The organism is Streptomyces xylophagus (assembly GCF_000716435.1).
Lineage (GTDB): Bacteria > Actinomycetota > Actinomycetes > Streptomycetales > Streptomycetaceae > Streptomyces > Streptomyces xylophagus.
The window spans coordinates 258434-280040 of sequence record NZ_JNWO01000008.1 but is presented as its reverse complement, the minus strand read 5'-3'; the positions used below and the strand labels follow the sequence as shown (position 1 = coordinate 280040).

20 protein-coding genes are annotated in these 21607 nt (G+C 71.9%); 9 read left to right on the top strand and 11 right to left on the bottom strand.

Annotated elements, in window-relative coordinates; translation table 11 throughout:
• The first annotated feature begins 104 nt into the window (after window positions 1-104).
• Window positions 105-2144 carry a HelD family protein gene (locus tag OO70_RS21285; RefSeq protein WP_043673546.1) on the top strand — a complete coding sequence of 680 codons (2040 nt, stop codon included), beginning with the start codon at window positions 105-107 and terminating at the stop codon, window positions 2142-2144.
• Here the strand turns inward: OO70_RS21285 and OO70_RS21280 are convergent.
• On the bottom strand, window positions 2141-2470 hold the full coding sequence (locus OO70_RS21280; RefSeq protein WP_043673544.1) for an ArsR/SmtB family transcription factor: 330 nt from the start codon (window positions 2468-2470) through the stop codon (window positions 2141-2143). The genes OO70_RS21285 and OO70_RS21280 overlap by 4 nt on opposite strands.
• Window positions 2471-2575: 105 nt before the next feature.
• Here OO70_RS21280 and OO70_RS21275 point away from each other — a divergent pair, with 105 nt between their 5' ends.
• Window positions 2576-3757 carry an MFS transporter gene (locus tag OO70_RS21275; protein WP_043673541.1) on the top strand — a complete coding sequence of 394 codons (1182 nt, stop codon included), beginning with the start codon at window positions 2576-2578 and terminating at the stop codon, window positions 3755-3757.
• Between the two features lie 79 nt (window positions 3758-3836).
• Here the strand turns inward: OO70_RS21275 and OO70_RS21270 are convergent, their stop codons facing one another.
• Both OO70_RS21270 and OO70_RS21265 read right to left on the bottom strand, forming a co-directional pair.
• Complete coding sequence (locus OO70_RS21270; RefSeq protein ID WP_043673538.1) at window positions 3837-4532, bottom strand: copper homeostasis protein CutC; 696 nt, start codon at window positions 4530-4532, stop codon at window positions 3837-3839.
• Between the two features lie 108 nt (window positions 4533-4640).
• A complete protein-coding gene (locus tag OO70_RS21265) occupies window positions 4641-5321 on the bottom strand; it encodes a maleylpyruvate isomerase family mycothiol-dependent enzyme (protein WP_043673536.1) in 681 nt (226 codons plus the stop codon).
• A gap of 57 nt (window positions 5322-5378) precedes the next feature.
• Here OO70_RS21265 and OO70_RS21260 point away from each other — a divergent pair, with 57 nt between their 5' ends.
• Window positions 5379-6041 (top strand): HD domain-containing protein, encoded by a 663-nt coding sequence (locus OO70_RS21260; RefSeq protein WP_043673533.1) that lies wholly within the window; start codon window positions 5379-5381, stop codon window positions 6039-6041.
• On the opposite strand, the gene OO70_RS51295 is transcribed toward OO70_RS21260, so the two are convergent.
• From OO70_RS51295 to OO70_RS51290, 4 genes are all read right to left on the bottom strand, one after another.
• Entirely contained in the window at window positions 5941-7764 is a 1824-nt protein-coding gene (locus OO70_RS51295; protein WP_051741470.1) for a S9 family peptidase, read from the bottom strand. The genes OO70_RS21260 and OO70_RS51295 overlap by 101 nt on opposite strands.
• 404 nt (window positions 7765-8168) lie before the next feature.
• On the bottom strand, window positions 8169-9533 hold the full coding sequence (locus OO70_RS21250) for an MATE family efflux transporter (protein ID WP_043673530.1): 1365 nt from the start codon (window positions 9531-9533) through the stop codon (window positions 8169-8171).
• Complete coding sequence (locus OO70_RS21245; protein WP_043673526.1) at window positions 9530-10567, bottom strand: SagB/ThcOx family dehydrogenase; 1038 nt, start codon at window positions 10565-10567, stop codon at window positions 9530-9532. The genes OO70_RS21250 and OO70_RS21245 overlap by 4 nt, the downstream gene beginning before the upstream one ends.
• Before the next feature lie 88 nt (window positions 10568-10655).
• On the bottom strand, window positions 10656-11753 hold the full coding sequence (locus OO70_RS51290) for a SagB/ThcOx family dehydrogenase (RefSeq protein ID WP_051741468.1): 1098 nt from the start codon (window positions 11751-11753) through the stop codon (window positions 10656-10658).
• A gap of 570 nt (window positions 11754-12323) precedes the next feature.
• Here OO70_RS51290 and OO70_RS21235 point away from each other — a divergent pair.
• Window positions 12324-13370 (top strand): GNAT family N-acetyltransferase, encoded by a 1047-nt coding sequence (locus OO70_RS21235; protein WP_043673522.1) that lies wholly within the window; start codon window positions 12324-12326, stop codon window positions 13368-13370.
• 36 nt (window positions 13371-13406) lie between these two features.
• Here the strand turns inward: OO70_RS21235 and OO70_RS21230 are convergent, their stop codons facing one another.
• Entirely contained in the window at window positions 13407-13682 is a 276-nt protein-coding gene (locus tag OO70_RS21230) for a DUF4031 domain-containing protein (protein ID WP_043673515.1), read from the bottom strand.
• Window positions 13679-14083 carry a hypothetical protein gene (locus OO70_RS21225; RefSeq protein WP_051741466.1) on the bottom strand — a complete coding sequence of 135 codons (405 nt, stop codon included), beginning with the start codon at window positions 14081-14083 and terminating at the stop codon, window positions 13679-13681. The genes OO70_RS21230 and OO70_RS21225 overlap by 4 nt, the downstream gene beginning before the upstream one ends.
• A gap of 55 nt (window positions 14084-14138) precedes the next feature.
• Here OO70_RS21225 and OO70_RS21220 point away from each other — a divergent pair, with 55 nt between their 5' ends.
• The 3 genes from OO70_RS21220 to OO70_RS21210 all read left to right on the top strand — a co-directional run bounded on the left by OO70_RS21220 (window position 14139) and on the right by OO70_RS21210 (window position 17626).
• Entirely contained in the window at window positions 14139-15059 is a 921-nt protein-coding gene (locus OO70_RS21220) for a MurR/RpiR family transcriptional regulator (RefSeq protein WP_043673512.1), read from the top strand.
• 184 nt (window positions 15060-15243) lie between these two features.
• Window positions 15244-16179: an N-acetylmuramic acid 6-phosphate etherase gene (gene murQ, locus OO70_RS21215; RefSeq protein WP_043673509.1), complete on the top strand. Its 936-nt coding sequence runs from the start codon at window positions 15244-15246 to the stop codon at window positions 16177-16179.
• Window positions 16180-16195: 16 nt separating this feature from the next.
• On the top strand, window positions 16196-17626 hold the full coding sequence (locus OO70_RS21210) for a PTS transporter subunit EIIC (RefSeq protein ID WP_043673506.1): 1431 nt from the start codon (window positions 16196-16198) through the stop codon (window positions 17624-17626).
• On the opposite strand, the gene OO70_RS21205 is transcribed toward OO70_RS21210, so the two are convergent.
• Window positions 17604-18746, bottom strand: coding sequence for an acyl-CoA dehydrogenase family protein (locus OO70_RS21205; RefSeq protein WP_106971736.1), 1143 nt, complete (start codon window positions 18744-18746; stop codon window positions 17604-17606). The two genes, OO70_RS21210 and OO70_RS21205, sit on opposite strands and share 23 nt — an antisense overlap.
• Window positions 18747-18834: 88 nt before the next feature.
• Between OO70_RS21205 and OO70_RS21200 the strand changes: the two genes are divergently transcribed.
• Window positions 18835-19881, top strand: a complete 1047-nt coding sequence (locus OO70_RS21200) for an AraC family transcriptional regulator (RefSeq protein WP_051741464.1) — start codon at window positions 18835-18837, stop codon at window positions 19879-19881.
• A gap of 89 nt (window positions 19882-19970) precedes the next feature.
• Window positions 19971-20876: a TIGR03620 family F420-dependent LLM class oxidoreductase gene (locus OO70_RS21195; protein WP_043673503.1), complete on the top strand. Its 906-nt coding sequence runs from the start codon at window positions 19971-19973 to the stop codon at window positions 20874-20876.
• 52 nt (window positions 20877-20928) lie between these two features.
• Here OO70_RS21195 and OO70_RS21190 read toward each other — a convergent pair whose 3' ends face one another.
• On the bottom strand, window positions 20929-21597 hold the full coding sequence (locus tag OO70_RS21190) for a class I SAM-dependent methyltransferase (protein WP_043673500.1): 669 nt from the start codon (window positions 21595-21597) through the stop codon (window positions 20929-20931).
• Between the last annotated feature and the right edge of the window lie 10 nt (window positions 21598-21607).

Sequence of the window (21607 nt, the reverse complement as noted above, 5' to 3'; positions counted from 1 at the left end):
CTTGCCAGCCTCCCCGCAGGGAGTGCCGCCGCCCGGACGGAAACCGGTCGGCACCCATCGAGCACACACCCAGCAGCCACAGCAGGTCCTCCGGAGGCACCCCCTTGTCCACGCCCACTGACGACCCCCTCGCCCGCGAACGCTCCCACCTCGCCTCCTCCCGTTCCGCGCTCCGCGCCATGCGCGAAGACGTCGAGTCGCTCGACATCAAGGACGTCACCGCGAACTGGGTCAACGCCGAGGTCCTCGCCCGTCAGATCGACGAGCGCATCAAGGCCCTGGCCGACCTGAGCGACACCCCGCTGTTCTTCGGCCGGCTCAACTACCTGCACGCACCCGGCGCCGAGCAGGCCGAGGGCGCGGAGGGCGAGCAGTTCTACATCGGGCGCCGGCATGTGCACGACGGTGACGGCGACCCGATGGTCATCGACTGGCGTGCGCCGGTCTCGCAGCCGTTCTACCGGGCGTCGAAGAAGGACCCCTTGGATGTCTCGCTGCGCCGCCGCTTCGGTTACACGGGCGGCGACCTCACGGCGTACGAGGACGAGCACCTCATGGACCCGGCCGAGGCCGCCGCGACCAGCAAGCTGCTGCAGCAGGAGATCGAGCGGCCCCGCGTCGGCCCGATGCGCGACATCGTCGCCACCATCCAGCCCGAGCAGGACGAGATCGTGCGCAGCGGACTGGGCGGCACGGTGTGCGTGCAGGGAGGCCCCGGGACCGGGAAGACCGCCGTCGGCCTGCACCGCGTCGCCTACCTCCTCTACGCCCACCGCGAGCGGCTCGCCCGTACCGGCACCCTCGTCATCGGGCCGAACAAGTCCTTCCTCCACTACATCGAGCAAGTCCTGCCCGCGCTGGGCGAGTTGACGGTCCGCCAGGGCACGGTCGACGACCTGGTCGCCCACGTCGAGGTGCGCGGCACGGACGAGGCACCGGCCGCCGTCATCAAGGGCGACGCGCGCATGGCCGAGGTCCTCCGCAGGGCGATCTACTCGCACGTGACTCTGCCGACCGAGCCGGTGATGGTGGTGCGCGGCTCACGCCGGTGGCGGGTACCGGCGTACGAACTCGAAGCCATCGTGCGGGAGTTGCTCGACCGCGACATCCGCTACGGCGCCGCCCGCGAGGCCCTGCCGCAGCGCATCGCGCATGCCGTGCTGGTGCAGATGGAGCGGTCGGGGGAGGCGCCGGACGACCGGGTGCAGGACGCGGTGGCCCGCAACGCCGCGGTGAAGGCGGCCGTGAAGGCGGTGTGGCCGCCGGTCGAGCCCGCGAAACTTGTGCTGCGGCTGCTCAGCGACGCGGACTTCCTCGCCGCGCACGCGGACGGACTCCTCGACGAGGACGAGCAGAAGACGATCCTCTGGTCGAAGCCCGTGCGGAGCATCAAGGCCGCCAAGTGGGCTGCCGCGGACGCCGTGTTGATCGACGAGGCGACCGACCTCGTCCAGCGGACGCACTCGCTAGGGCATGTCGTGCTCGACGAGGCCCAGGACCTCTCCCCGATGCAGTACCGCGCCGTCGGCCGCCGCTGCACCACCGGTTCCGCGACCGTCCTCGGCGACCTGGCACAGGGCACCACGCCCTGGGCGACCCGGAGTTGGGACGAGGCGCTGGCCCACCTCGGCAAGTCCGAGGGCGTGATCGAGGAGTTGACGGCCGGTTTCCGCGTACCGACGGACGTCATCACGTACGCCTCCCGGCTCCTCCCCCACATCGCGCCGGGACTCACCCCCGTCGCCTCGGTCCGTGAGAACCCCGGCTTTTTCGACCTGCGCCCCGTCACCGGTACGGCCGAAGTGGTCGCCGCCTGCGAGGAGTTGCTGCGCAACGAGGGTTCGACGGGCCTGATCGCGGCCGATGCCCGCATCCCCGAACTGGCGGAGGCGCTGACGGCGGCGGGCATCGGTTACATCGACCCGGGCGAGGAGACGACCGCAGACACCCGGCTGACCCTGGTCCCGGCCTCGCTCGCGAAGGGCCTGGAGTACGACTACGTGGTCCTCGACGAACCGCAGGCCGTGGTCGACGGCGAACCCGACGAACGCACCGGCCTGCGCCGCCTGTACGTCTCCCTGACCCGAGCGGTATCGGGCCTGATCGTCACGCACGCGGCACCGCTGCCGCCCCAACTCGCCTAATCAGGCAGGGATTTGAGCAGGGAGTCCAGCAACCCGGGGAACCTCGCGTCCAGGTCGTCCCGCCGCAGCTGCACATAGCGGTTGCGGCCGACGGCCCGGGTCGAGGTGAGCCCGGCCTCGCGCATGATCTTCATGTGGTGCGAGACGGTCGACTTGTGCAGATGAGCGACGCCGAGCTCTTCGGGCGAACAGTTGAACCGCTTCCCCGCCGCATACGCCTTCAGCAGCGACAGCCGCACCGGGTCGGCGAGCGCCTGCAACACCTTGACCAGCTCGATGTCGTCGACGTCCGGCTGCGGCAGCCACTCGTTCTCCGCCTCGCTCACGGGCGCACTCCCCTCCGTACCGTTTGACAATCATCCAACAACCTCTATTGTTTGACCAACGTCAAACCGTTGCGCAGTCCTGCGCCGGACGCACCTGGGGGACCCGTGCGCCTGCTCCTGCTCGCCCTCGGCACCTTCGCCGTAGGAACCGACGGCATGGTGACGGCCGGCATCCTGCCGCTCGTCGCCCGCGATCTGGACGTCTCCATCTCGGTCGCCGGCCAGATGGTCACCGTCTTCGCCCTCTCCTACGGCGTCCTCGCCCCCGTCCTGGCCACGGTCACCGCGCGCTGGCCGCGCCGCCGCGCCCTGCTCACGGCGCTCGCCGTCTTCAGCGCCGCCAACGCCCTTACGGCGCTTGCCCCTTCGTACGACGCGCTGCTGGCGACCCGCGTGCTGGCCGCCGTAGGAGCGGCTCTGTACACCCCCACCGCGAACGCCGTGGCGACGACGCTGGTGCCGGCGGAGCGGCGCGGGCGGGCGATCGCGGTGGTGATGGGCGGGCTGACGGTCGCGACCGCGCTCGGGGTACCGCTGGGCACCTGGATCGGGCGTACGGACTGGCGGCTCACGATGTGGCTGGTGACCGGGCTCGGGGTCGCCGCGTTCGCGGGACTCGCCGTGCTGCTGCCCGAACTCCCGCAGCCCGCCGCCTCGTTGGGCCTGCGCGCGCGGTTCGCCCCGCTGGCCGACCGGCGGGTGCTGGGCGCGGCCGGCACCACCTTCCTGGTCTTCCTGGCCTTCCAGACGACGTACATCTACTACACGGTGGCCACCCGCCCGGCGACCCACGGTTCCCAGGACCGGCTGACCCTGCTGCTCCTGGTGTCCGGCTGCGCGGCGGTCGTGGGTTCGACGGTGAGCGGGCGGGTGATCGACAGGTGGGGGCCGCGGGTGGTGATCCTGTCGGCGAGTACGGCCTATGTGGCGCTGGCGGCCGCCTCCCCGTGGACGCTGCGCACCATGCCGACCGCGCTCGCCGCCTCCGCGCTCGCCCCGGTGTTCGGCTGGTCCATCATGGTCGCCCAGATCACCCGCGTGACCTCCCTCGCCCCCGCCGACGCACCCGTGCTGATCTCCCTCAACAGCAGCGCGCTCTACCTGGGCATGGCGGCGGCCGGCGGCACGGGCAGCCTGGCCCTGAGCCTGTTCGGCGACCGCTGGTTCCTGCTGGCGGGGGCGGGCCTCGCCCTGCTGGCGACGGTCGTGGCGGCACTGACGACACGGCCGGTACGGGGGCCGCAGCGGCAGCCGGCCGCGAGTGCTTCGGAACCGGCGCGCACCTGAGGCCGACGGACGGGGCGCACACCGGGAATCGACGCCCCGCCTCGTCGCGCATCCCTCCCACGACCGTCCTACGACATTCCTACGACCGGGCGTCGAGAACCTTCCGCCACTCCCCGACGGCCGACGCCGAGACCGGTTCCGCCCAGCCGCCCGGCCGAGCGGCCCCGCCGATGTGGAAGGCGTCGACGCCGGCGGCGAGCAGGGTCGGTACGTGGGCGAGGCGCAGGCCGCCGCCGACCAGGACGCGCTGTTCGTAGCCGGGTTCGCCGCGCAGGGCCGCCTCGCGGAGGAGGGTGGGGAGGCCGTCGTCGACGCCCGTCGCCGAGCCGGCGGTGAGGTAGGTGTCGAGTCCGGGCAGGTCCGCGAGCTGCTTGCGCAGGGCGTCGCGGTCGGCGGCGCGGTCGATCGCGCGGTGGAACGTCCAGGCGCAGCCGTCCAGTTCGGCGACGACGCGTTCCACCGCGTCGAGGTCGACGCAGCCGTCCGGGTCGAGGAAGCCGAGCACGAACTGGTCGGCGCCGGCGGTCCGCAGTTCGGTGGCCGCCCGCACCAGCCGGGGGACGTCACCGGCGGCGAAGCCGTCCGCGAGGCGCAGCATCACGCGCAGGTCGATGTCGACGGAGGCGCGGATCGCGGCGAAGGTCTCCACCGGCGGGGTGAGCCCGTCGGCCGCCATGTCGGTGACCAGTTCGAGACGGTCCGCGCCTCCGGCCTGGGCGGCGACCGCGTCCTCGGCGCCGAGGGCGATCACCTCCAGGACTGCACGCGTGCTCATAGGACCCCTTCCGTCGTGTTCCCTGGAGCGGCTACAGGTCTAGTCCAATCTCAGGGTACGCCGGGAGGGGCGGGGCTCGCGAGATCACCCCCGTCACACCCGCAACCGTCACCCGAAGATGTTCAGCTCCTCCGCCGTCGCCCCCGCCAGTTCGTACGCCGACCCGTCCGGCACCGGCCGACCCGAGTACAGCCGTACGAGCGTGGGCGCATCGCCGATGTAGCGCGCGGGCGTCCGCTCCCCCGACGCGTCGCCCAGCCGCAGCGGATCGTCCAGGTCGTCGAGGTCCGCGTGGAGAGGCAGATGGCCCCTCTGCCGGGTCACACGGGAGAGCAGGGTCAGCGCGGACCCCAGCCCCGCACCGCCGTACGCCCCGGGCACCCCGAGCGCGTCCCGTACGTCGCCGGCGTGCACCCACTCCCCGAGCGCGACCCCGTCCAGCGCACCGCCCGCGCGGGCGATCGCCGCACCGGCCTCGGTCATGCCCCGCTCCAGTTCGTCGACGACCCGCGCGTTCGTCCAGTCGGCGCGCTCGGCGATGTCCCGGTCGTTCGCCTCCGGTGAGAACACCCCCTCCTCGAACCGGCGTTCCACCACCCGCGTCAGCGCGGCCGAACAGTGCGCGAGCACGTCCCGCACGGTCCAGCCCGGACACGCGACGGTCGCCCGCGCGAAGTCCTCGTCGGGGCGGGAGCGCAGGAACGGGACGAGCGCGTCGCGTTCGACGGCGAGGAGACGGCCGGGCAGCTCGGGGTCACGTACGTCGTGAGTCGTGTCGGCGTAAGTCATGCGTTCCACGCTAGGCGCGAGGGCGCGGAAGGAAAACAAGGGGCGAAAATGTGAGGCATGGCCGACCTCGACGCCCTCCGCGCCCGCTGGACCCGCGCTCTCGAAGGAGCCCGCACGCCAGCAGGCGGACCCGATCCCGCGCCCTACGCCGAGAACCTCCTCGCCCGCTGGCAGGAGCCGCAGCGGCACTATCACACGCTCACCCACCTCACCGCGGTCCTCGACCACGTCGACGTACTGGAGAAGCACGCCGACGACCCGGACGTCGTACGGCTCGCGGCCTGGTTCCACGACGCGGTCTACCTCCCCGACCGCTCCGAGAACGAGGAACGGTCGGCCCGGCTCGCCGAGCGGGCCCTGACCGAGGCGGGCGTGCCGGAGGTGAAGACCGCCGAGGTCGCCCGCCTCGTCCGCCTCACCGTCACGCACGCCCCCGCCGACGACGACCGCGACGGCCAGGTCCTGTGCGACGCCGACCTCGCGATCCTGGCCGCACCGCCGTCCGCGTACGCCGCGTACACGGCCGCCGTCCGCGAGGAGTACCACTTCGTCCCCAACGACCTCTTCCGGGAGGGCCGTTCGGCGATCCTGCGTCAACTCCTCGCGCTGCCACGGCTGTTCAGGACGCCGTACGGGGCGGCGGAGTGGGAGGCGACGGCGCGGTACAACCTGGCGGCGGAACTGGATCTGCTGGCCTCGGCAGGCCCAAGTGCCGGGTGAGGAAGGCGAACAGCGCGTGCCGGAGGGCTTCCTGCCCCGCTGAACTGCGGACGGCGTGACCGTCGTCCGGCAGGACCAACTCCTCCACCTCCCCGCCCGCCGCGCGTCTCGCCCGTGCGAACGCCTCGACGCCGGCCGCGTCGACGCGCGGATCGTGCGCGCCGCGTACCACCAGTGCCGGGCCGTGCATCGCCGTGACCTGGTGCAGCGGCGAACGGCGCCGCAACTCCGCCTGCGACAACCGGCTCCAGCCGATCTGCTTGTCCCACAGGGCCCGCATGCGCCGCCAATAAGGGCCGTCCGCCCAGTCGGAGGAGGCGAGGTCGACCAACGGGTTCACCGCGACGGCGCAACGGAAACGGGGGTCGGTGAGGGCGAGCAGGGACGCGTAGCCGCCGTAGGAACCGCCGTACGCGGCGATACGGTCCGGATCGCACACCCCCTGCTCGACCAGGGCGTCCACCGCGTCGTACAGATCCCGCTGCATCCGCGCGCCCCACTCGCCGTCCCCGAGATCACGGAAGGCGCGCCCATACCCGGTGGAACCGCGGTAGTTGACGCGCAGCACCGCCGCACCGGCCGCGGCGAGCGACCTCGCCTCGGGGTCGTGACGCCACCGGTCGCGGGCCCACGGTCCGCCGTGAACGCGCAGCACGAGGGGAGGAGTTGGCGCGTCCGGGGGCAGGGTGAGATAGGCGGTGAGGGGGTGGCCGTCGGAGGCGGTGAGGGTGAGGACGGTCGTGCGGGGCCCGCCGGTGGGCGGTTCGACGGACTCAGGCCGCAGCGCTACGGCCGTCCCCTCCCCTCGGTCGTAGACGTAGTGGCGTGGTGCGTGGGCCGGGTCGTGGGCGGCGAGGAGCCAGTGGTCGTCCGCGCCGTCGCGGCCCAGGAGTTCGAGGTCGCCGGGGATGCGGTCGGCGACACGGGCGAGGTCGCGGGCGTAGGCGGGGTCCGCGCAGGTGTGGTGGCGGCGGGCCGCGTGGTGGAGGGCGGCGCGCGGTGTGCCGTCCGGGGCGAGCCAGGCCGTGGTGATGTCGTACGGGGGTGCGGCGAGGAGGGTGCGCGGGCGGCCGGTACCGGGGTGGACGGCGGCGATCCGGACGGCGTCGGCCTGGTACGCGGTCAGCAGCAGGACCTCGCCGGAAGCCGGGTGGATGCCGAGGAGGCGGGTGTCCGGGGCGTCGTCGAGGGGGAGGTCGAGGAGCGGTTGCCACGCGTGGCCGTCCGTCGAGGTGAGCAGGCGCAGGGTGCCGTCGGGGAGGCCCACGAGGCAGGCCCGGCAGGTGAGTTGGTGGTCGAAGGTCCAGTCGCGGGTGCCGTCCGGGCAGTGGGCGAGCGGGTGGGCCGGGGTGAGGTTCAGAGGGAGGTACCAGGGGTGCAGCGCGCGGTCCCCTCGTCGGCGGACGGCCGTGACCATGGCGTGCGGGTGCGCAGGCGAGGTCCATAGTCCGCGCACTTGCAGGGTGCCCTCGGGGGCCAGGTCCAGCAGCGCGCCGTCCGCCAGGCGCAGGGTGTGCGGGGTGAAGCGCTCGCGACCTGTCGACTCCGTGATGAGCAGCAAGTGGGTGCCGTCCGGGGCCCATTGGAGGGCGTGCACGGTGCGGGGGGTGGGGTTGTGCAGGGTGCGTATCTCACCGGTGGCGTGCTCGGTGACTGTGACCGCGCCGTTCGTGTCGACGTATGCCACGGAGTGGCCGTCCGGGGAGAGGGTGGGGGAGGTCATGGACAGCGCCTAAGAGCTCGGGGGGGGTCTGTTGCGGGGCGGCTGCGGGTGCGTTGTGGCTGGTCGCGCAGTTCCCCGCGCCCCTGAGAACCGGGCCTGCGTTTTGAAGGAGCCCAGTTCCGCGCGCCCCTCGCATCAGGGCTCGGAGGGTTCTGTTGCCGGGCGGCCGCGGGCACGTCGTGGCTGGTCGCGCAGTTCCCCGCGCCCCTGGAACTGGGCCCGCGTTTCGAAGGAGCCCAGTTCCCCGCACCGTTGAAGCCAGGCCCGGGTTTCGAAGGAGCCCAGTTCCCCGCACCGTTGAAGCCAGGCCCGGGTTTCGAAGGGGCGCGGGGAACTGCGCGACCAGCCCCCACCCACCCGCAGCCGCCCCTCACACGCGAACCCCCGAGCTCCTGGGCGCGCACTCACACCCCCACCGCCATCATCCGCCGCACCGCCCACTCCGTAACCCCCGCCCGAACCACCCAGTACCCCAACACCCCACCGAACGCCCCGGTCAACCCCCACCCCACCCGCACCGCCACCCAGGCCAACGGGAGTTGAACCACCCAGGACGCAACCGTGTTGGCGACCATGTCCACCCGGGTATTGCGCAGGGCGCGCAACGCGGCCGTGTTGCCGACGGTTACGGCGACGAGGGGCAGACTCAGGGCGACCAGCAGGGTCGCGCCCACCGCGGCGGACACGACAGCCGGGTCGTCGGTGAACAGTCGCAGCACGGGGCGCACGGCAGCGGCCAACGCACCCGCCGCCAGGGTGAGCGCACCGGTGACGAGGACACGGTTGGCCCGCCAGTGGGCGCGGACCGCGTCCGGGCAACCCCCGCCCGCCGCCCGGGACATGAGGACACCCGCCGCCGCCGAGAACGCGTTGGACAGCATGAAGACGAGCAGGACCAGCTGGAACACCACACGGGACGCGGCCAGTTCGGTGAGCGACAGCAGTCCGATCGCGGCGAAGAAGGCGAAGGACGCGAGGTAGTCCACCGCCATGGACACCATCGCCGGCCACGCCAACTCCCAGCTCTCGAAGGCGGATCGGCGGTCCCAGTGGGTCGTCCGCCAGGTGCCGAGCCAGTCCCACAGACCGGCGCGGCGCAGCAGTACGACCTGGAGGGCGCCCGCGCAGAGGAGGGAGAGCGTGACCCCGAGACCGTTCCCGGCGGCGCCGAGCGCCGGCAGGGGGCCGATGCCGTAGATGAGGGCCCAGCTCACGACCAGGTTGACGGGCATGGTGACGCAGTTCGTGAGCAGGGTGAGCCGGGTTCGCCCGGCCGCCTGGAGGGTGATCGTGCCGAGGGCCGAGAGCACCGCGAGGGGCAGGCCGGGGGCGCGGGCGCGAAGGTAGGCGGCACCGGCCGCGACGGCCGTCGGGTCGTGCACGGTGAGGGCGACCAGGGGGCGGGCCGCGAGCATCAGGGCCAGGGCGGCCAGCACCGCCAGCGCGCCGACCGGGCGCAGCGAGGCGTGCAACGCCCTTACGGCGGCGGCCCGTTCACCGGCGCCGAGGTGGCGGGCGCACAGCACCTGGTAGCCCGTGACGCCGGCCAGCAGCACGCCGAGTACCAGTTCCACGACCACGATCGCCCCGGCGACCCCCGCCAGCGCCGCAGAGCTGTAGTGCCCGGTCAGCGCGAGGCTGATGAGGTCACCGGCCCGCGACACGGAGGTCGCGAGGACGGCGGGCAGCGCCAACTCCAGGAGGGGGCGGGCCTGTTCGCGTACCCATCCCCGACGAGCCGGCGTCACCGTGTCCGGTGCGGTGCTCATTTCACGCGCGTCCGGCTGCCGTGCCGCGGATCGGGCCCCATGGTCAGCGTGTAGATGGTGGCCTGGCGCACGGGATCGAGCCCGAGCAGCTCCTCGATCAGTCCGTCCCGCACCGCCGGGGTGACCAACGTGCCCAGACCGTGCGTGTCGGCGAGCAGCAGCAGCCGCTGTGCCAGGTGGCCGGACTCGATGTACAGGTTGCGCAGGGCGCGTTCGTGCCGGTAGCGGTACTGGTACTGCTCGAAGTCCGCGACCATGACCAGCGTGAACGCGGCGGTCAGCGGCCACGGCGAACCGTAGAACACGTCCCGCATGGCGCCCCGGTGGTCGCCGGGGCGGATCTCGGTCAACTCCGGTTCGGCGGGGGCCAGATCGAGGAGCCAGGCGCCGGGGTCGATGCCGTCGACGTTGTACGTCAGGACGTAGAAGTCGAAGGCCGTGCCGAAGGACCGGAGCAGTTCCCAGGGGTCGTCCTCGCCGGTGCGCCGCTGGTTGGCGGCGACCGTGGCGAGTCCGGTGCGCAGGACGTGGGAGAGCGCGCCGGCCGGTGTGGGCCGGGGCAGGTAGCTGCGCACCGAGCGGCGGGTGAGCAGCGCGGTGCCGAGGCTGCGGTCGGGGTCGCCCGGCACCGGCTCGGGCAGCGGCACGCGGCGGCCGTCCGGGCGTATCCGGGGCGGGAGTCGATCACCGCCGCCGTATCCGGCGAGCACCTGCCGACGGGTGTCGACGGCGTCGGGGCCGGAGTCGGCGTAGGGCAGGTCGCGGGAGACGAGGTGGTATTCGAGGGAGGGCCGCCAGCGGCGCCGGTGCCAGAACTCGACGAGTTCCGGGGCGGGTTGGGGTGCGGCCTCGGCCCCGCCCAGCCAGGAGGCGAGGGCGTCGCAGCCGTCCGGCGGGGCGCCCCCGGCGATCGTACGGGCCAGGGTGCGACGGTCGACGTAGCCGCGGCGGCGGCCGGCCAGATCCTGGACGGGCACACCGTCACGCGGACTGAGCCCGCCGCCGATGCGCAGCAGGGGCGTAAGAGCGGACATGGCTGCTCCCTTCGGGTCGTCTGGGGGGTGGGAGATGTGGGGGTCAACTCAGCTGTATGACCTGGCACTTGTCTGTTCGACCAGGGACTCAGCCGAGCGCCACCGTCGCGATCAGCCCCTCCGCCAGGCCGTCGACGCCGATCATCCGCTCGACGCCGGACTCCACATCGCCGTAGGCGGGGAAGGCCGGTATGCCGAAGCCCTCGGCGAGTTGGGTCACGGTGGAGGCGATGTGGCCGACGTCCATGTGGATGCTGCGGTAGGTGCGGGGCTCGCGGTAGCGCCACATGTTGCGGCGGAACACCGAGGTGAGCACGAGCAGACAGCGCACGTCGAACGCGGCGCGGGTGGTGCTGGCCCGGAAGACGCGGCGGAACTCCTCGGAGTCCGGGTCCGGTGCGGGGACGGGCAGTCGGACCAGGGCGTGCAGTCCGCCGTGCACGTGGTACCAGCCGGGTTCGACGCCGTCGACGTCGAGGACCGCGAGATAGCCCTCGGTGGGATGGCGCCGGCCGCCGGAGGGACTGGTGCGGGTGAGGTAGTCGGCGGAGCCCGCTGCGCGGCTGCGGGTCGTCTCGACGATGCCGAGCGCGAGGGCGGCGATGGTGAGGAGTTCGGGCCGGTCGAGGTGCCGGGTGCGACCCGCGTCCGTGCCGACGGGCATGGGGGCGAGGTCCGGGGAGAGTTCGGGGAGCGGTATCCGTTCCGCCGACGCGGGCTCCTTGAAACGGTCGTCGTCGATTTCCTCGTCCCGATACCGGTGAATTCGCTCCCGGTCGACCGCTATTCCCTTGCTGTAATCGACGCCGGGGAAATCATGGGCGGCGATATGGTATTCGGCCGCCATGCGCCAGCCTTTTCCGTCCCATCGCCTGAGGACTTCCTGACCCCATTTGTAGCGCGGGGAGTCGAGGTGCTCCTCGCCGACGATGAGGCCGGCCTTCTCCATCGCGGCGACGACGGCCTCGGCCCGTTCGGGCGGTACGCCGAGTTCGGCGGCCGCCTCCTTGGCCAGCAACGGCCGCTCCAGCGGCCGGCTCGCGAGGACGAGCACCGCCGCCTCCTGCACCCCCAGCTTGAAGGATCGCCTGGTCAGCAGGTCGTCGGCGATCCACTGGCCGGCCGCGCCCGGTCGGGGCGTCAGCCGTATGAACTCACTCGCTTGGACAGACTCAGTCGCTTGCACAGACACAGTCACCCCTCAACTGGGGCTCCGGCGGCCCGGGGAAGTGAATTCCCCGGGCCGCCGGAGCGGGCACAGAATTAGTCGACGTTCGGGCCCTGGAGCAGCATGGGCTCGTAGGACTCGACCTCTTCGATCTCGACGGTCTCGACGATCTCGACGGTGTTCTCCATGGGGAACCTCCTGAATGTTCGGCACTTTGCCTTTTCGCCACCGGCTGTTCGGCGACAACGAAATGATCACCCGGGAATGAGGAGTTCGGCAAGCATCGTCTTTTTGCATCCCTGGAATAACCGGGAGGAATGCAAAGGGGTGGCCATTCCTACCTGTGGGTTACATTTCAGAGGCCATTGAGGGTGCGTCCCGATCGCCACCCCGTGCACCTTTTGCCCGCATCCCTCGGCGGGCCGATTTCGACCCCCGGCGAAGCCGAAGCGTCTGAATGATCAAATCACCGTCATGTGCAGTTGGTGAATGCTTTAACCACAGCGCGCCACGGCCCCGGCCCGTATGCTCCCCCGCATGGGGACCACGGGCGGAAAGACAGACGCAGACCAGACAGACGCACACCAGGTGGAAGAGGCCGTCGCGAGCTGCCTCGCACTGCTGGGGACGGCGACCGACCGGGACTGGGCCGGGGTGAAGGCCGGCCGGCTGGACTGGAGTTGCCGGCTCACCGCCGAGCACATCGCCGGTGATCTCATCTCGTACGCGGGCCAGTTGGCCGGGCGCCCCCAGCACGCGTACGTCCCCTTCGACATCACCCTCGACGACGGCACCGACAACTCCGGTGTCCTGGACGTGATTCGGACGACCGGCGCCCTGCTCGCCGCCGCCGTCCGCACCACCCCCCGCGAGGTGCGCGCCTTCCACCCGTACCCGTTCCGCAGCGCGAACCGCGAGGGCTTCGCCGCGATGGGCGCCGCCGAGGTGCTGCTGCACACGCACGACATCGCCGAGGGCCTGGGGCTGACCTACGAACCGGCCCCGGAACTGAGCGAGTTCGTCCTCACCCGGATCTTCCCGCACGTCCGCCCCGGCGCCGACCACTGGCGCACCCTGCTGTGGGCGACCGGCCGCGGCGAACTCCCCGGCCGCGCCCCCGTCACCGAGTGGCGCTGGCGCAACAACCTCGTCATCCCCACCGAACGCCTCACGCTCCAGGGCGTCAACCCGGCCTCGGCCGCCGACCTGGTCGCCGGTGGCGAGGGCGGGTTCGAGTGGATCGAGGGCGGCCCCTTCCAGGGCACCCGGGACGCCGCGACCTTCCTGCGCAAGGCGTACGAAGGGGGCGTCCACCGCCCGGAGTTCGGCGTGTTCACCCTCGTCCGCCGCGAGGACGGCCGCGCGGTCGGCGGCATGGGCTTCCACGGCGTACCCGACGAGGAGGGCCGCACGGAGATCGGCTACGACCTGGCGGAGGGCGCCCGCGGCCAGGGCTACGCGACGGAGGCCCTGCGCGCGCTGTGCGACTGGGCGCTGGCCCGGGACGACGTACGCACCGTCTTCGCGACGATCGACCGGGACAACCTCGCGTCCCAGGCGGTCGTTTCACGCGTGGGCTTCAAAAAGGTGAGCGAGGACGGGGACGAGGGGTTCGCCTACGAACTCGGCCGCTGAGCGACCGGGCTACCGCGCAACCGGCGCCCTCGCCGGTCAACTGGGCTCCTGCGCCCGCCCCTTGGGCCTGCGCAGCCCCGCCACCGTCAGCAACCGCACCACCTCCCGGCTCCTGACCTCCACCGCACCGGCGGCCACCGCGTCCGCGTAACGGTGCGAGGGAATGTCGTAGTGATCGCGCTCGAAGGCCCGGCGCGGCACGCCCAACTCCTCGGCGAACAGATGGAGTTCGTCGTACGAGACGTCACTGACCAGGTGGGACCACAGCCGCCCGTGCCCCGGCCAGGTCGGTGGGTCGATGTACACGGTCACAGGGACCCCAGGGTTCCCACCGCGGCGACCTTCACGCCCGCCTTGTGGCACACCCAGTGCGGGTCGGGTCCCAGTTCCGGTTCGACCTCCAGGGCGTGCGGGTCGCCGGCCGCGCAGACCGGGCAGAGCGGCCAGCGTCCGTACGCCTCCAGCAGCGCGTCCTGCACGTCCTGAGCGACCAGTCCGGCGACGTACTCCACGCCCTCCGGCCACTGCTCCACCCACCACCGCCGCTCCACGACGGACTCCTCCACCATGGACACCACGTCCGGCGCCACGACCTCGCCCGCGGCCAGGTCGGCGAGCACGAGGGCGCGCGCGGCGTGCAGCGCCTGCTCCAGGGGGCTGATGGGGACGGGCTCGCCGGTCGGGTCGTCAAGGGGGTCGTTGTCGGGGGTCATGCACCCATTGTGCGCACTCTTGACCGGACCACCGCGCCGAAAATATCTTTCAGAGGTGACCCAGGAAGTGAAGGAAATTTTCGGAAGCGCCTCCGGGAGTTCCGGGAGCACGCCACCCGCCGCGCTGGCCGCCAAGGTGCGCACCCTCGCCCCCTCCATGACCCGCTCCATGCAGCGGGTCGCCGAGACCGTCGCCGCCGACCCGGCCGGCTGCGCGGCCCTCACGGTCACCGGCCTCGCCGAACTCACCGGCACCAGCGAGGCCACGGTCGTCCGCACCGCCCGCATCCTCGGCTACCCCGGCTACCGCGACCTGCGCCTCGCCCTGGCCGGGCTCGCCGCGCAGCAGCAGTCCGGGCGCGCGCCCGCCCTCACCACCGACATCGCGGTCGACGACCCGATCGCCGACGTCGTCGCCAAACTCGCCTACGACGAGCAGCAGACCCTCGCCGACACGGCCGCCGGACTCGACACCGTCCAGCTCGGCGCGGCCGTCACCGCGCTCGCGGCGGCCCGCCGCGCCGATGTGTACGGCGTCGGGGCGTCCGGGCTCGTCGCCCAGGACCTCACCCAGAAGCTGCTCCGGATAGGCCTCATAGCCCACGCCCACAGCGACCCGCATCTCGCCGTCACCAACGCCGTGCAGCTGAAGGCGGGCGACGTGGCCATCGCGATCACCCACTCCGGGTCCACGGGCGATGTCATCGAGCCGTTGCGGGTGGCTTTTGAGCATGGGGCTACGACCGTTGCGATCACCGGGCGACCGGACGGGCCGGTGACGCAGTACGCCGACCACATCCTCACGACGTCCACGGCTCGGGAGAGCGAGCTGCGGCCGGCGGCGATGTCGTCCCGGACCAGTCAGCTGCTGGTGGTGGACTGCCTGTTCATCGGGGTGGCGCAGCGGACGTATGAGCAGGCGGCACCGGCGTTGTCGGCGTCTTATGAGGCGCTGGCGCATCGACATAGGCGCTGACGGTTCGTGGTTGTCTGCGGGTGCGTGGGGGCTGGTCGCGCAGTTCCCCGCGCCCCTATAGGTGGGACTTCTCACCGCACATTTGAAAGCGCCGCCGGTGTCGCACCCCCCAGGGGCGCGGGGAACTGCGCGACCAGCCCCCACCGGGCGCCAGACAAGACTCAACCGAAAGAGCCGCTTTCCCATGACCTCTACGTCCAACCCCCGTGACCTCCGAGCCGAGTTGGAGTCACTCACCACCGAAGCCTTCCGCCCCGAACTCGCCGGTATCGATCAACTCCCCACCCTCGACATCGCCCGCCTCATGAACGCCGAGGACGCCACAGTCGCCGCCGCCGTCGCGCAACGCCTCCCCGAAATCTCCGCCGCGATCGACGCCGTAGCGAACCGGATGGAAAGAGGAGGCCGCCTCATCTACATGGGCGCCGGTACCGCCGGCAGGCTGGGCGTGCTGGACGCGTCCGAGTGCCCCCCGACCTTCAACACGGACCCCTCCGACGTGGTCGGCCTGATCGCCGGCGGCCCGAACGCCCTGGTCACGTCCATCGAAGGCGCCGAGGACTCCCGCGACCTGGCCGAGGCCGACCTCGACGCACTCGCGCTCACCGCCGACGACACGGTGGTCGGCATCTCCGCCTCGGGACGCACCCCGTACGCGATCGCAGCCGTAGAACACGCGCGGAGCGAAGGCGCGCTGACCATCGGCCTGTCCTGCAACGAGCACAGCGCGCTCGCGGCAGCCGCCGAACACGGCATCGAGGTCGTCGTGGGCCCCGAACTCCTCACCGGATCAACGAGGTTGAAGGCGGGCACGGCCCAGAAGCTGGTGCTGAACATGCTGTCGACGATCACGATGATCCGGCTGGGCAAGACGTACGGGAACCTGATGGTCGACGTCCGCGCCTCGAACGAGAAGCTGCGCGCCCGCTCCCGCCGTATCGTCGCGCTCGCCACCGGCGCGGACGACGCGGAGATCGAGCGGGCCCTCGCGGCCACCGACGGCGAGGTGAAGAACGCGATCCTGGTGATCCTCGCGGGGGTCGACGGCCCGACGGCCGCCCGCCTTCTGGAGGAGTCCGGGGGCCGGCTGCGCGCGGCGCTGACCGCGGCGACCGCCTGACCAGCAGGCTCGGAGGGTGGATACCTCGCCCTCGTACGACACCACCGCCGCCGCCCTCCTCCCCCTCGTCGGCGGCCCCGCGAACGTCACCTCCGTGGCGCACTGCATGACCCGCCTCCGCCTCGGCCTGGCCGACCGGTCACTGGTGGACGAGGAGGCGCTGCGGGCGCTGCCCGCCGTGCTCGGGGTCGTGGACGACGACACGTACCAGATCGTGCTGGGGCCGGGGGTGGTGGCCCGAGTGACCCCGGAGTTCGACAAGTTGGTGGGGAGCGCCGGTGAACTGGCCGCGCGCGGCGCCGAGTTGAAGGAGGAACAGCGGGCGCGCAACGCGACCCCCGGCAAGATCCTCCTGCGCCGCGTCGCGAACATCTTCGTCCCCCTCATCCCCGCCCTGATCGGCTGCGGAGTACTGGCAGGCCTCAACGGGCTGCTGATCAACATGGGTTGGCTCCCGGGAGTGACGGCCGCCCTCGCCGCCATCGCCTCCGCGTTCCTCGCCCTCATCGCGGTCTTCGTCGGCTACAACACGGCGAAGGAGTTCGGCGGGACGCCCGTGCTGGGCGGTGCGGTGGCGGCGGTCGTGGTGTATCCCGGGGTGGCGAAGGTGACGGCGTTCGGGGTCGCCCTCTCCCCCGGCCAGGGCGGGGTACTGGGCGCACTCGCCGCCGCGCTGCTCGGCACATACGTCGAGAAGTGGTGCCGCACCTGGGTCCCCGCGACCCTCGACGTCCTGGTCACCCCCACCCTGACGGTCCTGATCGCGGGCCTGGCGACGCTTTACGGCCTGATGTACGCGGCCGGCGAGATCTCCACCGCGATCGGCACGGCGGCGAACTGGCTCCTGTCGACCACCGGCCCCTTCGCGGGCCTGATCCTCGGCGGCCTCTTCCTCCCCCTGGTGATGCTGGGCCTCCACCAGGCCCTGATCCCGATCCACACCACCCTCATCCAACAGCAGGGCTATACCGTCCTGTTGCCCATCCTGGCGATGGCGGGCGCGGGCCAGGTGGGTGCGGCGGTCGCCGTGTACTTCCGCCTGCGCCACGACACTTCACTCCGTACGACCATCAAGTCGGCGCTCCCGGCAGGGCTGTTGGGCGTCGGCGAGCCGCTCATCTACGGCGTCTCGCTGCCGTTGGGCCGGCCGTTCCTGACCGCCTGTGCGGGCGGGGCGGCGGGCGGGGCGTTCGTCGGGTTCTTCGCGATGCTGGGCGACAAGGTGGGGGCGACGGCGATCGGACCGTCGGGGTGGGCGCTGTTCCCGTTGCTGGCGGGGAACAGGGGGCTGGGGACGACGGTGGCGATCTACGGGGGCGGGCTGCTGACCGGGTACGGGGTCGGTTTCCTGGCCACGTACGCCTTCGGCCTCGCCCGGCAGAGCAGGCCGCTCCAAGCGGAGAGAGCGGAGAGAGCGGAGAGGCTCACAGATCCATCGAGCGGCTGATGATCTCCTTCATGATCTCGGACGTGCCGCCGTAGATCCGCTGGACGCGGGCATCGGCGTAGCGACGGCAGATCGGGGACTCCCAGAGGTAGCCGGAACCGCCGAACATCTGCAGGCAGTCGTCGACGACCTGGCCCTGCAGTTCGGTGGTGACGAGTTTCACCTCGGCGGCCTGGTCGGCGGTGAGGGTGCCCTGGTTGTGGGCGAGGACGCAGGTGTCGACGAAGGCCTGGGCGGAGGTGATCCGGGCCCGCATCGCGGCCAGCCGGAAGCGGGTGTCCTGGAACTTCGCCAACGGACGCCCGAAGGCGGAGCGTTGCTTGGTGTAGGCGACCGTCTCCCGCAGCGCGGCCCCCGCATGGGCCACCGCGCCCATGGCGACGCCCAGCCGTTCCAGGGCGAACTGCCCCATCAGCAGGGCGAATCCCTGGTCCGGCCCGCCGAGCACATCGGCGTCGGGGACGTGGACGTCGTCGAAGAACAGCTCGGCGGTGTCCCAGGTCCGCATGCCGAGCTTGTCGAGCGTGCGGCCCCGGGTGAAGCCGGGAGTGCCGGTGGCCACGAGGAACAGGCCGATCGCGTGGTCCTCGCCGGTGCGGGCGGCGACGATGACGAGATCCGCGTTGACGCCGCTGGAGATGAAGGTCTTGGCTCCGTTGAGGACCCAGCCGTCCCCGCTCGGGGCGCGCACCGCGTGCGTGCGGATGGCCGCCACGTCCGAACCGGTACCGGGCTCGGTGATCGCGATGGCGAGCACTGTCTCGCCGGAGACCGCGGGGGTGAGGTGGCGGGTCTTCTGGTCATCGGTACCGAACGCGGCCAGGTACGGAGCGACGACACCGGAGTGCAACGGCACCGCGAACCCGGACTCGGCGACCTCCGCCAACTCCTCAATCATGATCTGCTCGTACCGCAGGTCGGCCAGGCCCAGTCCGCCGTACGCGGGATCGGCCCACGGGCACAGCAGGTTCTGTTCGCCCGCGAGCCGCCAGACGTCCTTGCCGACGATCCCGTCGCGCTGCCAGCCGGCCTGCCTCGGCACGACCTCGTGTTCGATGAAGCCGCGCCACGCGGTCCGGTACGCCTCGTGGGCGTCGTCGAAATATCCGTTCCTGATCACGCCCCGACGGTAGGCGCGCGGCACGGCGACCCGTCATGACCTCAGCGCTCACCGCCATTGACTGCCGCGTCCCGTACGATCGGCGGCCATGTCCGCACCTCCGGAGAGCGACGCGTACGGCGCGCCCACCCGCTCGGTCGCCATCCACCACGTGCGGGCCGCGCTGCGCGGAGCCGAGCGGCACGGCAAGGACATCACCGCGCTCCTCGAACAGGCGGCCATCCCACCGCAGTTGCTGGAGGCCCCGCTCGCCCGGGTGTCGCCGCAGCAGTTCGCGCGGCTCACCAAGGCGGTGTGGCAGGCACTCGACGACGAGTTGCAGGGCCTCGGACCACAGCCCCTGAAGGTGGGCACCTTCGCGATGATGTGCCACGCGGTGGTGCACTGCAGCCCCGATCTGCGGACCGCGATCAACCGCAGCAGCACCTTCTACGGCCTGTTCCCCGGCGGCCCCGGCTTCCACATGGAGGAGAACCCCGCAGAGGAGACGAACGAGGCACGGCTCGTCTTCGACCTCACCGCCTTCGACGACCCCGATCACTACCTCGCCGAATCCGCCACCGTCGTCGCCCATCGCTTCGCGGGCTGGCTGATCCGCCGCCGAATCACGCTCACCCGGGTCGAGTTCAGCCACCCGGCCCCGCCGCACGCCCTCGAATACGACCTGCTCTACGGCGCCCCGTGCACGTTCCGGGCCCCGCGCACCGCCCTCGTCTTCGACCGCTCGCTGCTCGAACTGCCCGTACTCCAGGACGAGTCGGGGCTGCGCGCCTTCCTGCGCCGCGCCCCGGACGACGTACTCGCCCGCCTGGACTACGGCAGCACCGCCGCGGCCCAAGTACGCCGACTGCTCGGGCAGTCACTCCCCGACCGGATGCCCGACCCGCAGGACATCGCGGCCCGGCTGGCGGTGAGCGCGCAGACCCTGCGCCGGCGACTGGCGGCGGAGGGCACGTCGTTCCAGCAGATCCGCGATCAACTGCGCCGCGATGTCGCCATCGCGGCACTGGCCGCAGGCACCACCTCCATCGAGGACATCTCACATCAGCTGGGGTTCTCCGAACCCAGCGCCTTCCACCGCGCCTTCAAACGCTGGACCGGCTCCGCGCCCCGCTCCTACCAGCCCGGCGGCTGAGCCACCTCCCCTCGTACGAACACCCGGGTCAACGACGGTGAGCGGCCAGGTCACGGCGCCCACCCGGCCCCCGCCCCTACTGTCCCGGTATGACAGTGAGGGAAGAAGCCGGTCTCGGGCGCGTCGGAATCTGGACCGCGAGCCTGGACGCGGTGCCTCCGGCGGCGGCCGGACAGATCGCGGCCGAGTTGGAGGACCAGGGCTGGGGAACCCTGTGGTTCGGCGAGGCCTACGGCCGGGAGGCATTCAGCCAGGCGGGGTTGCTGCTCGCCGCCACCTCACGCATGCGCGTGGCGACCGGCATCGCCAACATCTGGGCGCGGGACGCGGTCGCGGCGAACGCGGCGTCCCGCACGCTGTCCGCCGCCTACGGAGGCCGATTCGTGCTCGGACTAGGCGTCAGCCACCGGCCGTTGGTCGAACGGGTACGCGGCGGCAGCTACGGCAAGCCCGTCGCCGCCATGCGGGAGTACCTCACGGCGATGGCGGGAGCGACCTTCTACGCCGCCGAGGCCGACGCACCCCGCCCGCCCGTCCTCGTCGCCGCGCTCGGCCCCCGCATGCTGGAGGTGACCCGCGAACTGGCGGACGGCAGCCACCCGTATCTGGTGACACCGGCCCAGACCGCCGAGGTCCGCGCGGCCCTCGGCCCGGACAAGACAGTCGCCGTCGAGCTGGGCGCCGTACTCACCAAGGACCGCGAGACCGCGCTGCGCCGGGCCCACGCCCACCTGGACATCTACACCGGCCTGCCGAACTACCGCAACAACTGGCTGCGGGGCGGCTTCGACGAGACGGACCTCGTACGCGGCGGCTCCGACCGGCTGGCGGAGGCGCTGGTCGCGTGGGGCGACGAGGCGACGATCCTCGACCGGGTACGCGAGCATCTGGACGCGGGCGCCGACCATGTCTGCGTGCAGGTGTTGATGGAGACGCCGTTCGAGGTACCGACGGAGGCGTGGAGCGAGCTCGCACCGGCGCTCGTGGGCGGGTAGCGACAGCGCGCAACGGTCGGTGGAGAGGGGGGATGACGATCGGCGGCGGGAATCATGCCAACGGCGCCCGCCACACCAGCGTGTACCGCCAGAACAGCCACCGCCGCGGCCGGACCCGCGGCAGGACGTGGATCGCCTCGCGGCGGACCTCGGCGAAGGTCATCTCCGGTGGCCGGGTGACGGCGGTCATGGACACCGGGCGGGACACGGCCCTACGACCCCGGTTCTTCAGCCAGCCCACGACGAGGTTCAGGGCGACGGAGAGGGCCCCGAGCAGCTGGTCGACGAGGTCGTCCTCGCGGGCACAGCCGACGACCACGAGGGTTCCACCGGGGGCGAGTTGGTCGCGGAAGCGGGTGAGCGTTTCCGTGAACGGGAGATGGTGGAGGGCGGCGACGCAGGTGATGACGTCGTAGGGGCCGGCGGGTATTCCGTCCGCGGCATCGGCGACGACGAAGTCCACGGGGACGCCGGGCGGGGTCAACTCCCTTGCCCGGGTGATGATTTCGGGATCGGAGTCGATCCCCTCCACACCACCCGTACTCCGCCCGGCCAACAGCCGCGCCAGGTCCCCGCTCCCGCAACCGACGTCCAGGGCGCGCCCGAACCTGCGGGGCAACTGCCGTAGCAGCCAAGGGTGGTAGTGGGCGTTGTGGCTCCAGGGGTGGGCGGAGTTGAAGGCTTCGAGGGCCCGGAGGACTCGGGGCGGGATTGCGGCCATGGTTTCAGTC

Coding starts and splice junctions, on each gene's coding strand:
- OO70_RS21270 (WP_043673538.1), bottom strand. CDS start 4,532: ATGAGCACGCGTGCAGTCCTGGAGGTGATCGCCCTCGGCGCCGAGGAC.
- OO70_RS21265 (WP_043673536.1), bottom strand. CDS start 5,321: ATGACTTACGCCGACACGACTCACGACGTACGTGACCCCGAGCTGCCC.
- OO70_RS21260 (WP_043673533.1), top strand. CDS start 5,379: ATGGCCGACCTCGACGCCCTCCGCGCCCGCTGGACCCGCGCTCTCGAA.
- OO70_RS51295 (WP_051741470.1), bottom strand. CDS start 7,764: ATGACCTCCCCCACCCTCTCCCCGGACGGCCACTCCGTGGCATACGTC.
- OO70_RS21250 (WP_043673530.1), bottom strand. CDS start 9,533: ATGAGCACCGCACCGGACACGGTGACGCCGGCTCGTCGGGGATGGGTA.
- OO70_RS21245 (WP_043673526.1), bottom strand. CDS start 10,567: ATGTCCGCTCTTACGCCCCTGCTGCGCATCGGCGGCGGGCTCAGTCCG.
- OO70_RS21225 (WP_051741466.1), bottom strand. CDS start 14,083: ATGACCCCCGACAACGACCCCCTTGACGACCCGACCGGCGAGCCCGTC.
- murQ (WP_043673509.1), top strand. CDS start 15,244: ATGACCTCTACGTCCAACCCCCGTGACCTCCGAGCCGAGTTGGAGTCA.
- OO70_RS21200 (WP_051741464.1), top strand. CDS start 18,835: ATGTCCGCACCTCCGGAGAGCGACGCGTACGGCGCGCCCACCCGCTCG.
- OO70_RS21195 (WP_043673503.1), top strand. CDS start 19,971: ATGACAGTGAGGGAAGAAGCCGGTCTCGGGCGCGTCGGAATCTGGACC.
- OO70_RS21190 (WP_043673500.1), bottom strand. CDS start 21,597: ATGGCCGCAATCCCGCCCCGAGTCCTCCGGGCCCTCGAAGCCTTCAAC.